The following is a 13,261-nucleotide window of genomic DNA, read 5'->3' as shown; positions in this document are numbered from 1 at the left end:
CGCTCAGTCCGCGCGGCGCATCACCGCCGAGGCCGTGGTCACCGCCCGGCCGCCGTCGCCGGCATCGACCAGGTCCACCCGCACGCCCAGCTTGCCCTCGCTGCCCGGCCAAGCCTCGCCGGTCAGGCGGAACGGGCCGCGCTTGCCGCGGGCCAGGAACATCACGTGCCAGGATTCCATCTGGAGCCGGTCGGTCCCGGCCAGGCGCGCGGCGAGATCGATGGCGGCGGCTTCCAGCGCGATATGCTGCGGCCCCATGTGCAGCGCCGCATCGGGCGAGGCCATATCGGGCGAGAGTTCGGGCAGGGTCCAGACCCCTGCGCTCTCGCGCTGCGCCCCGAACACCTGCCACAGCGGCGGCAGGTCGGGCGAATCAAGCACCTCCAGCCGGTTCTCCGGCATCTTGCCCAGCCCTTCGGGCGGGCGGCCGATGATCGCGCCCTGCCCCTCCATCAGCGCCAGCACCCGCGCCGGATTGTCGGCATCGACGATCCGTGAGCGGCTGAAGCCCAGCCGGGTGCCCTGCTTGAGGCAGTGCGAGGCCACCACCTCGATCCGCTTCACGCCGATGCCGGGATCGAGGATCTGGCACGAGTGGATCACCGGGTTGGGCACCGATTCCAGATCGGTCTGCCCGCCGCATTCGGGCGCCGAGATCGACAGCGGCGAGACCAGCAGGCCGCCAGCGGCGTTCCGCATATCGCGGCGCAGGGTCACCGTGTTGTCGACCGGCCCTGCGTTGAGCGAGCCGTGGTTGCGGCCGATGTAGCGATAGCTGAGCAGCCCGCTCCACCGCCGTTCCAGTTCCCTGGCATAGGCTGCCTTGTCGTGGGCCAGTTCGCGGATATCCTTGATCATGGCGCGCTCCCGATCAGGCCTGGCCGGGCTTGCCGCCGGTGAATGCCGCCCGCAGCCGCCCGGCCCAGGCCAGGAACGGGGCGACGATGATCCGCCCGACCCCATCGATCCGTTCGCCAGAGATCAGCCCGGTCAGCGGAAACTCGCCGGGCCGGGGGCGATGGTAGCGGCCCAGCACCATGTCGAACACCGGGAAGATATCGGCAAAATTGCAATCGGCGTGCTGCGGTTCGACCGAATGGTGCAGGCGGTGATACTGCGGCGTGGTCAGGATGCCATCGAGCCAGGGCAGTTCGATGCGGATGTTGGAATGGCACAGCGCCGACCACAGGTAGAGGAAGGTCTGCGAATAGATCGCCGCCTCCCCGCCCTCGCGGAAATCCATGTCGATGAACAGGCCCAGCGTCAGCACCGGGAAGAACGCCCGCCAGATCGTCTGCATGAAATTGTCGCGCACGATGGTGAACGGGTTCATCCAGCGATCGGCGTGATGGACCTTGTGCATATCCCACAAGGCCGGGACGAAATGCTCGAGCCGGTGCGAGGCGGCAAACCACAGGTCATAGGCCAGCAGCGGCACGAAGGTCAGCACGAGCACCCGCAGCACCGCGTCCACCCCGGCCACGCCGATGCCGATGTCCGCGGCCCGCACCAGGCTGAAATGGACGCCGGTCCATTGCGAAACCTGCCCCGCCAGCCCGCCGACCACCGCGGCCACCGGGATGAACAGGGCCATCTGCACCAGGCCCGCCGCCAGGTTGATGCCATAGGCCTTGGCCGGGATGTCCGGGTTGACCGGCCAGCGCCGGCCCGCCCAGACCAGCAGCGCCAGCCAGGCCACCACGACAATGGTCAGCACCTTCGGATCCATCGCACATCATCCCCTCTTGTGCCGCCGATTATCGCGCGAAACGCCGCCGCCAGCAAGGTGCCTGGCCGCGCACCGGCAGCGTGACCGAAACTTCGGGACAGCGCACCCGCGCTATCCTTGGCGCCACCCTCGGCCTTGGCCTCGGCCTTGCCCTTGCCCTTGGCCCGGGCGATGTCTAACCGGGGGGCAACAACTTGGCGGAAAGCACCATGCAGCGTTTCGAAGGCACCCAGAACTACGTCGCCACCGATGATCTCAAGGTCGCGGTCAATGCCGCGGTGCTCCTGCGCCGCCCCCTGCTGGTCAAGGGCGAGCCGGGCACCGGCAAGACCGTGCTGGCCCACGAGATCGCCAAGGCCACCGGCGCCCCGCTGATCGAATGGAACGTGAAGTCCACCACCAAGGCCCAGCAGGGGCTTTACGAATACGACGCGGTTGCCCGCCTGCGCGACGGCCAGTTGGGCGACGAGCGGGTGCACGACATTGCCAACTACATCCGCAAGGGCAAGCTGTGGGAGGCCTTCACCGCACCGCAGCTCCCGGTCCTGCTGATCGACGAGATCGACAAGGCCGACATCGAGTTTCCGAACGACCTGTTGCAGGAACTCGACCGGATGAGCTTCGATGTCTACGAAACCGGCGAGCGGATCGAGGCCAGGGAGCGCCCGATCGTGGTCATCACCTCGAATAACGAGAAGGACCTGCCCGACGCCTTCCTGCGCCGCTGCTTCTTCCACTACATCAAGTTCCCCGACCGCGAGACCATGCTCTCGATCATCGACGTGCACTTTCCCGGCATCCAGAAGGTGCTGGTCGCCAAGGCGATGGAGATCTTCTACGCCGTGCGCGACGTGCCCGGCCTCAAGAAGAAGCCCAGCACCTCCGAACTGCTCGACTGGCTCAAGCTGCTGCTGAACGAGGATATGCCGCTCGACGTGCTCCAGTCGAAGGATGCCACCAAGGCGATCCCGCCGCTCCACGGCGCGCTGCTCAAGAACGAACAGGACATCATGATGTTTGAACGCCTCGCCTTCATGGCCCGGCGCGGCAACTGACCCTCGCGGGCGAGGCGACCCATGCTCCTCAACTTCCTCGACGAGTTGCGCGCCGCGGGCATTCCCGCCGGCCTCAAGGAGCATCTCGTCCTGCTCGAGGCGCTTGACCGGCAGGTGATCGAGCAATCGCCCGAAGCCTTCTACTACCTATCCCGCGCCACCTTCGTGAAGGACGAAGGCCTGATCGACCGCTTCGACCAGGTCTTCGCCCGGGTCTTCAAGGGCGTGTTCAGCGACTATGGCCAGGAGAGCGTCGACCTTCCGGAGGAATGGCTGAAGGCCGTGGCCGAGAAGTTCCTCACCCCCGAGGAAATGGAAGCGATCAAGTCGCTCGGCTCGTGGGAGGAGATCATGGAGACGCTGAAGAAGCGTCTGGAGGAACAGCACGATCGCCACCAGGGCGGCAACAAGTGGATCGGCACCGGCGGGACCAGCCCCTTCGGCAACTCCGGCTACAACCCGGAAGGCGTGCGGATCGGCGGGGAATCGAAGCACAGGCGGGCCATCAAGGTGTGGGAGCAGCGCGAGTTCCAGAACCTCGACAGCACGAAGGAGCTTGGCACCCGCAACATCAAGGTGGCGCTCCGCCGCCTGCGCCGCTTCGCCCGCGAAGGGGCCGCCGACGAGCTCGATCTCGATGCCACGATCAGCGGCACGGCCAGGCAGGGCTGGCTCGACATCCGGATGCGGCCCGAGCGGCACAATGCGGTGAAGGTGCTGCTGTTCCTCGATGTCGGCGGCTCGATGGATCCCTATATCCGTATGGTCGAGGAGCTGTTCAGCGCCGCCACCACCGAGTTCAAGAACCTGGAATTCTTCTATTTCCACAACTGCCTCTACGAGAGCGTGTGGAAGGACAACCGCCTGCGCCACAACCAGCGCGAGCAGACCTGGAACGTGCTCCACAAGTTTGGCCATGACTACAAGGTGATCTTCGTCGGCGATGCCGCGATGAGCCCCTACGAGATCACCCAGAAGGGCGGCGCGGTCGATTACTACAACGAGGAGCCGGGCGCGGTCTGGCTCCAGCGGGTGATCAACACCTATCCCGCCACGGTATGGCTCAACCCGGCCAGCCAGAGCACCTGGGAATATACCCAGTCCACCCAGATGATCCGCCGGCTGGTGAACGACCGGATGTATCCCCTCACCCTTGGCGGGCTGGAAAGCGCGATGCGCGAACTCACCCGCAAGCGCGGCTAGGCGAAGCGATGACCGCCCCGCGCCAGCCCGCCCTGTTCATCGGCCACGGCTCGCCGATGACCGTGATCACCGACAATCCCGAGCGCCGCACCCTTGCCGCGCTGGGCCGGCGGCTGGAGCGCCCGCGCGCGATCCTGTGCATCACCGCCCACTGGGAAACCCGCGGCGCCACCCACCTCACCGCCGCCGGCCACCCGGCCACGGTCCACGATTTCCGGGGCTTTCCGCAGGAACTGTTCGATTGGCGCTATCCGGCTGAAAGCCCGCAATGGCTGGTCGATCGCACCGCCGGCCTGATCGGCGAAGTGCAGGTGCGGCGCGATGATGGCTGGGGCTACGATCACGGCGTCTGGGGCGTGCTCGACCTGCTGTTTCCGGGCGAACACCTGCCCACCGTGGCGATGAGCCTCGATCGCGCGCTGGCTCCGGCCGATTATCTCGCGCTGGGTGCGCGCCTTGCGCCCTTGCGCGATGAAGGCGTGATGATCGTGGGCAGCGGCAACGTGATCCACAACCTGGCCCTGTGGCGCCAGAGCCTGGGCACCCGCCCGGACTGGGCCGAGACCTTCCGCCAACGGACAACCACCGCGATGCTGGCCGGCGATCTTGCCACCCTCGCCCGTCTCGAACAGGCGGACGAGGCCGCGGCCCTCGCGGTGAACAGCGGCGAACATTACCTGCCCCTGCTCCCCGTGGCCGGCGCGCGCCTGCCGGGCGACGAGGTGGGCCTGTTCAACGATACCCTGGACGGCGCCCTGTCGATGACCAGCTACCTGGTGGGCGATACGAAGGTGCTGGCAGACTAAGCGTCGTCCCGGACGTGATCCGGGACCGCTGGCCGGCCGGGCGCAAGTTCGAGCCAGAACGACACCGGTCCCGGGTCAAGCCCGGGACGACGGGCGCACGTCAATAGATCAGCAGGTCGCGCGTTTCGGCCAGCCAGCGCGCTTCGTCCGGCCCGGCCACGGCATCGAGATCGCCCGGAGCCGCGCCGGCATCGTCCACCCATTCGCGCAGGGCCGGGCCGCCGTTGATCACGTCGATCGCCAGGCGGTCGAACTCGTATTCGTAAGGAAAATCGCGCCACAGCGGATAGTCGGGCACGAGGGTGCGGATCGCCTTGAAGGCCAGCGCCTGCAAGCGCCACGGGCGGAACGCGTGGTGATCGTAGAACGCCCCCTCGGCGTGGATCATCAGCGCGGAACACAGGCTTTTCGCGTGCTTGTGGAAGGTCGGCTCGAACCAGCATTCGCGCAGGGCGCAACCGGCGAGCCAGTGGGGCGCAAGCCGCACCATCTCGGCCAGCACCGCCTTCGCATCCACGTCGGGCGCGCCGAACAGGACTTCGAGCGGACGGGTCGTGCCGCGCCCTTCCGAAAGCGTGGCGCCCTCCAGCATAACCGTGCCGGCATAGGCCCGCGCCATGTTGAGGTTCCCCGCATTGGGGCTGGGGTTGATCCAGATCCGGCTCTCGGGCCAGCCAAAGCCCGGCCCGGTGTCGGGCGCCCAGCCCTCCATCGCGATCACCCGGTAATCGACGTCGAGCTTGAACTGGCGGATGAACCAGTGGCCCATTTCGCCCAGCGTCAAGCCGTGTCGCATCGGCATCGGCCCGGCGCCGACGAAGCTTTCCTGTCCGGGCAGCAGGATGATCCCTTCCACCGGCCGGCCGGCGGGATTGGGGCGATCCAGCACCCACACCGCCTTGCCGGCCTTCGCAGCCTCTTCCAGCAGATAGAGCAGCGTTGTGACGAAAGTGTAGATCCGGCAGCCCAGGTCCTGGAGGTCGAACAGGAAGACGTCGGCGCTGTCCATCATCCGCGCCGTGGGCCGGCGGACCTCGCCATAGAGGCTGAACACCGGGATGCCGAACTGCGGATCGATCTCGTCCGCGGTTTCCACCATGTTGTCCTGCTTGTCGCCCTTGAGCCCGTGTTGCGGGCCGAAGGCCGCGCTGAGGGAAATGTCGGGGCAGGCTGCCAGCGCGTCGAGCGAATGGACCAGCCGCTCGGTCACCGAGGCGGGATGGGCCACCAGGGCGACGCGTTTGCCGGCCAGTGGCGCGCGCAGGGTGGGGTCCGCCAGCAGGCGGTCGATGCCGAACTTCATGAACCATCCGGTGCCGCAAGCCGCGCGGCGAAGCAAGCCGGCGCGTGGAAATCGGCCTGGCCCGGCCCGTAGCGCAGCGCCCACAACGACCTGGTGCCGCCCTGCTCCTCGATCACCGCGCTGATCCCCACGTCCCACGGCAGCGGCGGCAAGCCGGCCATCGGCACCGAGGCATCGAAGATCAGCACGTTCCCGCCGCGCCGGATGGTCCCGTCCGGGCTGTGCGGCATCGCGCGCTCGGCCATGCCCGCGCGGTAGCCGGAAAAGTCGTAGGCGGCCCATTCCTCCGAGGGCGAGAGGTTCAGCTCGACATAAGCCGCACTGCCCGGTGAGCGCAGGAACAGCTCGAAGCAGGTGCGCTGCCACAGGCCATCGGCGCGCGCCTTGCCCGCGAAGGGCGGCACCACCACGCCGGCGCTGTCCGCCACCCGCCAGCGCACCCGCAGCCAGTTGCGGTCCAGCCCGATCACCGATGCGCTCACCGCGCTGACCCGATCCGGCGCGTGATCGGCGTGGGGGCTCAGGCTCAGCGTTTCCAATCGGGGAACTCCATGCTAACCGCCCCGCTCCACCCGGGAACCGTCATGACCGAATACAAATCCGCCCTCCTGCGCCTGCTTGCCGAACGCGGCTACATCCACCAGTTGACCGACCCCACCGGGCTCGACGAACTGGCCGCCACCCAGGTCATCCCCGGCTATATCGGCTTCGATGCCACCGCGCCATCGCTCCACGTGGGCAGCCTGGTGCAGATCATGATGCTGCGCCGGCTCCAGCAGGCCGGGCACAAGCCGATCGTGGTCATGGGCGGCGGCACCACCAAGGTGGGCGATCCTTCGGGCAAGGACGAAAGCCGCAGGATGCTTGACCAACAGGGCATCCAGGCCAACATCGCCTCGATCCGCACCGTGTTCGAGCGCCTGCTGACCTTCGGCGATGGCCCGACCGACGCGGTGATGGTCGATAACGACGAATGGCTGAGCCAGCTTGGCTACATCGACCTGCTCCGCACGGTCGGCCCGCACTTCACCATCAACCGGATGCTCACTTTCGATTCGGTGAAGCTGCGGCTCGATCGCGAGCAGCCGCTGACCTTCCTCGAATTCAACTACATGATCCTCCAGGCCTACGATTTCCGCGAACTGGCCCTGCGCCACGGCTGCCGCCTGCAGATGGGCGGATCGGACCAGTGGGGCAACATCATCAACGGCATCGAGCTGACCCGGCGGATGGAAGGCCGGGAGCTGTTCGGCCTGACCACGCCGCTGCTCACCACTGCCGATGGCGCCAAGATGGGCAAGACCGCCGCCGGCGCCGTCTGGCTCAACGAGGATGCCCTGCCGGCCTACGATTTCTGGCAATACTGGCGCAATGTCGATGATCGCGACGTCGGCCGCTTCCTCAAGCTGTTCACCGACCTGCCGCTCGATGAGATCGCCCGGCTCGAAGCGTTGCAGGGTAGCGAGATCAACGCCGCGAAGGTGGTGCTCGCCAATGCGGTGACCGCGCTGTGCCGGGGAGAGGATGCGGCCCGCGCCGCCGAAGCCACGGCCACGGCGACCTTCGCCGGCGGCGGCCTGGGCGAGGATCTGCCGGTGCTCGAAGTGCCCGCCGATGGCATGGTCCTGGTTGCCGCGCTCACCGGCATCGGCTTCACCGCCTCCAACGGCGAGGCCAAGCGCAAGGTTGCCGAGGGCGCGGTGCGGATCGATGATGCGCCCGCGACCGACCCGGCCCTGGTCCTCGCGCTTGCCCCCGGCGAAGAACGCAAGCTGAGCCTGGGCAAGAAGCGTCACGGAATCCTGCGCGGCGCCTAGGGATCTTCCCCGGGCGGCAGATTGTTGCCGCCAATTTACGAATTTTTCGGGATTTTCCGGCAATAGGGTGCCGTTCCGCCACAGGAAGGGAGCCTAGCCGGACATGGGTGCAGGTGCACAGCTATCGGTCACCGACTTGCGTCGGTCCACGCGACATCCGGTCAATTTCCGGGTGATCGGCGAACATCGTCAGCTGGGCGACGTCCACCTGCACATCGTCAACCTGTCGGCCCATGGCTTCATGGCCCAGGCCGGCGAAGGCAGCGACGGCCTGTTCGGGCTGGGCCGGGGCGAACGGCTGGTGATTCGCCTGCCCCACGTCGGCCGGATCGAGGCCCACCTGATCTGGACCACCGAGGACCGGGCCGGCTTCCAGTTCGAGCGGATCATCCGCGCCAACGAATTCTCCGCCCTGATCGACGCGCTCCAGCCCAACCCGCGCCTGCGCGCCCGCCGCTGAGGCGCGGGCACTCCCTCCCGCCACGATACCCGCTCCCACACCCCCGACAGCCAAGGGCCGCTTTGCGGGGGCCAAGCAAATCCGTTGTTGGCATGGTTCCGGCGCACTGCCATTCCAGTGGGGTGACTGAACCCTCCCGAGATTCCACGCCGGCCACCGCGCGATCCCCGCTGCACGTTGCCGACTATCGCCGGTTCTGGCTCACCCGCTTCTGCTCGGTGCTGGCCACCACCGGAATCGCGGTGGTCCTGGGCTGGCAGGTCTATGATGTCGCCCGCGCCGCCTATGGAATGAGCCCGGGCCAGGCCGCGTTCCAGCTTGGCATCATCGGCCTCGTCCAGTTCCTGCCGATGTTCGTGCTGGCGCCCTTCGCCGGCCTCATCGCCGACCGGTTCGATCGCCGTAAGGTCGGCGCGCTGGCCGTGGCCGTGGACTTCACCATGGCGCTGGCGCTGGCCGCGCTCACCACCTGGGGCACCCTGACCCTGCCCGCCCTGCTCGCGCTCGGCTCGCTGCACGGGGTGGCGCGAGCCTTCTTCGGCCCGTCGATCAGCGCGATCGGCCCCAGCATCCTGCCCGCCGCGCTGATCCCGCGCTCAGTCAGCCTCAATTCGATGGCCATGCAGATCGGCACGGTGGGCGGCCCGGCGGCCGGCGGCTTCCTCTATTCCGCCGCCCCTTCCGCCCCCTACTGGACCGCCGCCGGACTGCTTGCCGTGGCGATGGTCTGCATCCTGTCGATCAAGCCCTTCGCCAGGCCGGAGATGCGGACCGACCTCCACCCCTTGCGCCAGATCGCCGAGGGTTTCGCCTATGTCCGCCGGGCGCGGCTGCTGCTGGGCTGCATCACGCTCGATCTGTTCGCCGTGCTGCTGGCCGGGGCCACTGCCCTGCTGCCGGTCTATGCCCGCGACATCCTCACCTGGAACGGCCTCCCGGTTGGCCCCACCGGGCTGGGCCAGATGCGCGCAGCCCCCGCGGTCGGCGCCGCCGCTGTCGCCCTGCTGCTCTCGTTCCGCCCGATCGAACGCAACGTGGGCGTGAAGATGCTGTGGGCGGTGGTGGTCTTCGGACTGGTCACGGTGGTCTTCGGCCTTTCGCGCAACTACCTGCTTTCGCTGGCCATGCTGGTCCTGCTTGGCGCGGCCGACATGATCTCGATGTTCGTTCGCAGCGCCCTGGTCCAGCTCAGCACGCCCGATGCCATGCGCGGACGGATCGCCTCGATCTCGGGGCTGGCGATCTCGGCCTCCAACGAACTGGGCGAAATGCAGTCGGGCCTGGCCGCCGCGTTCCTCGGTCCCACGGGAGCGGTTGTCTTCGGCGGCATCGGCGCCATACTGATCACCGCAAGCTGGGCGCTGATCTTCCCGGAGCTGCGCCGGTCACGCAGCTTTGCCACGCATTATTCGGACCGTGCCCCGGCATGATCCGTCCATCCCCCACCAAGGAGCAAGCGACATGAAAGCGGCATCGATCCTCGCCACCATCGGCAATACCCCGCACGTCCGCCTCTCGCGCCTGTTTCCCGATCACGAAGTCTGGGTGAAGTGCGAGCGCGCCAATCCCGGCGGCTCGATCAAGGACCGCATCGCGCTGGCCATGGTCGAGGCGGCCGAGGCCGATGGCAGCCTCAAGCCGGGCGGCACGATCGTCGAACCGACCTCGGGCAACACCGGCATCGGCCTTGCCATGGTGGCCGCGGTCAAGGGCTACAAGCTGGTCCTGGTCATGCCCGATTCGATGTCGATCGAACGGCGCCGGCTGATGCTGGCCTATGGCGCCAGCTTCGATCTCACCCCGCGCGAAAAGGGCATGAAGGGCGCGATCGAGCGGGCAAAGGAGATCCTTGGCCAGGTGCCCGGCTCGTGGATGCCCCAGCAGTTCGAGAATGCCGCCAACATCGCGGTCCACGCCCGCACCACCGCGCAGGAAATCCTGGCCGACTTTGCCGATAGCCCGATCGATGCGGTGATTACCGGGGTCGGCACCGGCGGCCACCTCACCGCCTGCGCCGAAGTGCTCAAGGGCCAGTGGTCGGGGATGAAGGCCTATGCGGTCGAACCCACGCTCTCGCCGGTCATCTCCGGCGGCCAGCCCGGCCCCCACCCGATCCAGGGCATTGGCGCCGGCTTCATCCCCGGCAACCTCCATACCCAGGCGATCGACGGGGTGATCCAGGTCGATCCGGCCGAGGCCAAGGAATGGGCGCGCCGCTCGGCCCGCGAGGAAGGCCTGCTCGTCGGCATTTCCTCGGGCGCGACGCTTGCCGCCATCGCCCAGAAGCTGAAGGATCTGCCTGCCGGCAGCCGCGTGCTTGGCTTCAACTACGATACCGGCGAACGCTACCTCTCGGTGCCGGATTTCCTGCCCGAATGAGCCTGGAACCGGTCGCCTATGCCGATCGCGGCACCGCGCTGACCGGGTGGCTGGCCCGCCCGGCCGGCCCGGCGCGCGCCGCGCTGGTGCTCTTTCCCACCATCGTCAACCACTCGCCCGCTTCCGAACGGCGCGCGGCGATGCTGGCGGCGGAAGGCTTTGTCGTCCTCGTGGCCGACTATTACGGCGCCGCGGTGGACAGCGCGGAAACGGCCGGCGCGCTTTCGGCGGCGCTCAAGGCCGATGTCGATCACTTCCGCGCCCGCCTGTTCGCGGCGGTGGATGCCCTGCGCGCCCATCCCGCCGCCGCCGGCCTGCCGCTGGCGGCCGTGGGCTATTGCCAGGGCGGCCAGGCGGTGCTCGAACTGGCCCGCGCCGGGGCCGACCTCGCCTTCGTCGCCAGCTTCCACGGCCTGCTCTCCACCGGCCGCCGAGCCAGCCCGGCGGCTCCGCACAAGCCGCGCGTTCTCGTCTGCCACGGCGATGCCGATCCCATGGCCCCGCGCGGCGAAGTGCTGGCGCTGTGGGAGGAATTCGATGCCGCCGGCCTGAACTGGCACTTCCACAGCTATGCCGGCGTGCGCCACGGCTTCACCGATCCGGCCAACGCCCGGTCCACCCGCCCGGCCATCGCCTATGATGCCAGCGCCGATCGCCAGTCGTGGGCCGCGCTCCTCGGCTTTGCCGCCGAAGTGCTGCAAACCTAGGCCGTGGCGAAGGCCTCGGGCGGCAGGGCCATCATCGTCTCGGCGCCTGCCTCCAGCTTGCGGCGCAGGGCGCCGGCATCGGGGGTGAAACGCTCGCCGAAATAGCGCGCCGTGGTCAGCTTGGCCTCGTAGAACGCCGCTTCGCCGGCGCCGGCATCCAGCGCCGCGGTGGCCGTGCGGCCCATCCGCAGCCACATCAGGCCCAGGGCAACGATCCCGGTGATGTGCATATAGTGGTGCGCCCCGGCGCCGGCATTGTCCGGCCTGGTCATGGCATTCTGCATCAGCCACATCGTCGCGGCCTTCAGTTCGCCATTGGCCTTCTCCACCCGCCCAGCCAGGTCGGCGAGGCGCGCATCGCCCTTGGCGGCCTCGCACTGGCGATCCACCTTGTTGAAGAACAGCTGGATCGCCCGGCCCATGTTGGCCGGCAGCTTGCGGCCCACCAAGTCCATCGCCTGGACGCCATTGGCGCCCTCGTAGATCATGGTGATCCGGGCATCGCGGACGAATTGCTCCATCCCGTTTTCCACGATGAAGCCATGCCCGCCCCAGACCTGCTGCATGGCGGTGGCCGTGTCATAGCCCTTGTCGGTCCCATAGCCCTTGATCACCGGGGTCAGCAGGCCCAGCAGGTCATCGGCCTCCTGGCGCTCCTCCTCGGTGGGCGCCACCTGGACCAGGTCGGCCAGCAGCCCGCCCCACAGCGCCAAAGCGCGCATCCCCTCGGTGAAGGCCTTGGCGTCCATCAGCATCCGCCGCACGTCGGGGTGAACGAACAGCAGGTCGGCCGGCTGGCCCGGATCGGCCGCGCCGGAAAGCGCCCGGCCCTGCCGCCGCTCCAGCGCATAGGCCACCCCGTTCTGATAGGCGACCTCGGCCTGGGCCAGCCCCTGGATGCCCACGCCCAGGCGCGCCGCGTTCATCATGATGAACATGGCGGCCAGCCCCTTGTTCTCCTCGCCTACGAGAAAGCCCGTGGCCCCATCGTAATTCATCACGCAGGTGGCATTGCCGTGAATGCCCATCTTGTGCTCGATCGCCCCGCACGACACCGCATTGCGCGCGCCAAGCGCGCCATCGGCGCCCACCAGGAACTTGGGCACCACGAACAGCGAGATGCCGCGCGTGCCTTCCGGCGCATCGGGCAGCCGCGCCAGCACGAGGTGGATGATGTTGCCGGTCAGGTCATGCTCGCCGGCCGAGATGAAGATCTTGGTGCCGGTGATCGCGTGGCTGCCATCGCCATTGGGCACGGCCCTGGTGCGGATCAGGCCAAGGTCGGTGCCGCATTGCGGCTCGGTCAGGTTCATCGTGCCCGACCATTCCCCGCTGATCATCTTGGGCAGGTAGGTCTGCTGCAATTCGGCCGAAGCCTTGGCCAGCATCGCCCCCACCGCGCCGGTGGTGAGCTGCGAATACATCGAGAACGACTGGTTGGCGCTGGTCAGGAATTCCTCGAAGGCAAAGCCCAGCACATGGGGCAGCCCCTGCCCGCCAAAGGCCTCCGGCTGCGACAGGGTGCCCCAGCCCGAGGCCACGAACTGATCGTAGGCGGCCTTGAAGCCCGGCGGCGTGGCCACGCTGCCATCGGGGTCGCGCTGGCAGCCCGCCTGGTCGCCCGGCAGGTTCAGCGGCGCGCAGACTTCCGCCGCGAACTTGCCGCTTTCCTCCAGCACGGTGGCCACGAGGTCAGGTGTCGCCGCGGCGAAGCCGGGCAGGTCGACCAGATGGCCGATGTCCAGCACTTCATTGATGATGAAGCGCGCGTCGCGCACCGGGGCCTTGTAGGTCGGCATGGG

At 68.0% G+C, this 13,261-nt stretch carries 13 protein-coding genes; 8 read left to right on the top strand and 5 right to left on the bottom strand.

The genetic code is table 11. The features are described from left to right. Nucleotides 1-3 precede the first annotated feature (3 nt). Together ACFOD9_RS09205 and ACFOD9_RS09200 are read right to left on the bottom strand one after the other, a co-directional pair. A complete protein-coding gene (locus ACFOD9_RS09205; protein ID WP_379509788.1) occupies nt 4-858 on the bottom strand; it encodes a hypothetical protein in 855 nt (284 codons plus the stop codon). 13 nt (nt 859-871) lie between these two features. Further along, nucleotides 872-1,729, bottom strand: a complete 858-nt coding sequence (locus tag ACFOD9_RS09200; RefSeq protein ID WP_379509787.1) for a sterol desaturase family protein — start codon at nt 1,727-1,729, stop codon at nt 872-874. A gap of 209 nt (nt 1,730-1,938) precedes the next feature. On the opposite strand from ACFOD9_RS09200, the gene ACFOD9_RS09195 reads away from it, so the two are divergent. Genes ACFOD9_RS09195 through ACFOD9_RS09185 form a run of 3 tightly spaced genes read left to right on the top strand, consistent with a single transcriptional unit; the run spans nt 1,939 to nt 4,793 of the window. Continuing rightward, complete coding sequence (locus ACFOD9_RS09195) at nt 1,939-2,784, top strand: AAA family ATPase (protein WP_379509786.1); 846 nt, start codon at nt 1,939-1,941, stop codon at nt 2,782-2,784. Between the two features lie 21 nt (nt 2,785-2,805). Beyond that, nucleotides 2,806-3,987 carry a vWA domain-containing protein gene (locus tag ACFOD9_RS09190; protein WP_379509785.1) on the top strand — a complete coding sequence of 394 codons (1,182 nt, stop codon included), beginning with the start codon at nt 2,806-2,808 and terminating at the stop codon, nt 3,985-3,987. A gap of 8 nt (nt 3,988-3,995) precedes the next feature. Next, on the top strand, nt 3,996-4,793 hold the full coding sequence (locus ACFOD9_RS09185) for a dioxygenase family protein (RefSeq protein WP_379509784.1): 798 nt from the start codon (nt 3,996-3,998) through the stop codon (nt 4,791-4,793). A 100-nt stretch (nt 4,794-4,893) separates the two neighbouring features. Here the strand turns inward: ACFOD9_RS09185 and ACFOD9_RS09180 are convergent, their stop codons facing one another. Together ACFOD9_RS09180 and ACFOD9_RS09175 are read right to left on the bottom strand one after the other, a co-directional pair. Beyond that, nucleotides 4,894-6,096, bottom strand: a complete 1,203-nt coding sequence (locus ACFOD9_RS09180) for an exo-beta-N-acetylmuramidase NamZ family protein (RefSeq protein WP_379509783.1) — start codon at nt 6,094-6,096, stop codon at nt 4,894-4,896. Further along, entirely contained in the window at nt 6,093-6,635 is a 543-nt protein-coding gene (locus tag ACFOD9_RS09175) for a DOMON-like domain-containing protein (protein ID WP_379509782.1), read from the bottom strand. The genes ACFOD9_RS09180 and ACFOD9_RS09175 overlap by 4 nt, the downstream gene beginning before the upstream one ends. 45 nt (nt 6,636-6,680) lie before the next feature. Here ACFOD9_RS09175 and tyrS point away from each other — a divergent pair, with 45 nt between their 5' ends. The 5 genes from tyrS (at nt 6,681) to ACFOD9_RS09150 (ending at nt 11,459) form a co-directional block, all read left to right on the top strand. Further along, nucleotides 6,681-7,913 (top strand): tyrosine--tRNA ligase, encoded by a 1,233-nt coding sequence (tyrS, locus tag ACFOD9_RS09170; protein ID WP_379509781.1) that lies wholly within the window; start codon nt 6,681-6,683, stop codon nt 7,911-7,913. Between the two features lie 103 nt (nt 7,914-8,016). Continuing rightward, nucleotides 8,017-8,373, top strand: coding sequence for a PilZ domain-containing protein (locus ACFOD9_RS09165; RefSeq protein WP_379509780.1), 357 nt, complete (start codon nt 8,017-8,019; stop codon nt 8,371-8,373). Nucleotides 8,374-8,495: 122 nt separating this feature from the next. Continuing rightward, complete coding sequence (locus ACFOD9_RS09160; protein ID WP_379509779.1) at nt 8,496-9,803, top strand: MFS transporter; 1,308 nt, start codon at nt 8,496-8,498, stop codon at nt 9,801-9,803. Nucleotides 9,804-9,834: 31 nt separating this feature from the next. Continuing rightward, nucleotides 9,835-10,752 (top strand): cysteine synthase A, encoded by a 918-nt coding sequence (cysK, locus tag ACFOD9_RS09155; RefSeq protein ID WP_379509778.1) that lies wholly within the window; start codon nt 9,835-9,837, stop codon nt 10,750-10,752. Then, nucleotides 10,749-11,459, top strand: coding sequence for a dienelactone hydrolase family protein (locus tag ACFOD9_RS09150; protein WP_379509777.1), 711 nt, complete (start codon nt 10,749-10,751; stop codon nt 11,457-11,459). Before cysK ends, ACFOD9_RS09150 begins: the two co-directional genes overlap by 4 nt. Here ACFOD9_RS09150 and ACFOD9_RS09145 read toward each other — a convergent pair. Further along, nucleotides 11,456-13,258: an acyl-CoA dehydrogenase C-terminal domain-containing protein gene (locus tag ACFOD9_RS09145; protein WP_379509776.1), complete on the bottom strand. Its 1,803-nt coding sequence runs from the start codon at nt 13,256-13,258 to the stop codon at nt 11,456-11,458. The genes ACFOD9_RS09150 and ACFOD9_RS09145 overlap by 4 nt on opposite strands. Between the last annotated feature and the right edge of the window lie 3 nt (nt 13,259-13,261).

It is taken from the genome of Novosphingobium bradum, from assembly GCF_042646485.1.
In the GTDB taxonomy this organism is placed as follows: Bacteria; Pseudomonadota; Alphaproteobacteria; order Sphingomonadales; family Sphingomonadaceae; genus Novosphingobium; species Novosphingobium bradum.
Note: the sequence above shows the minus strand (reverse complement) of the source record. Positions and strands in the feature narration are given on the sequence as shown.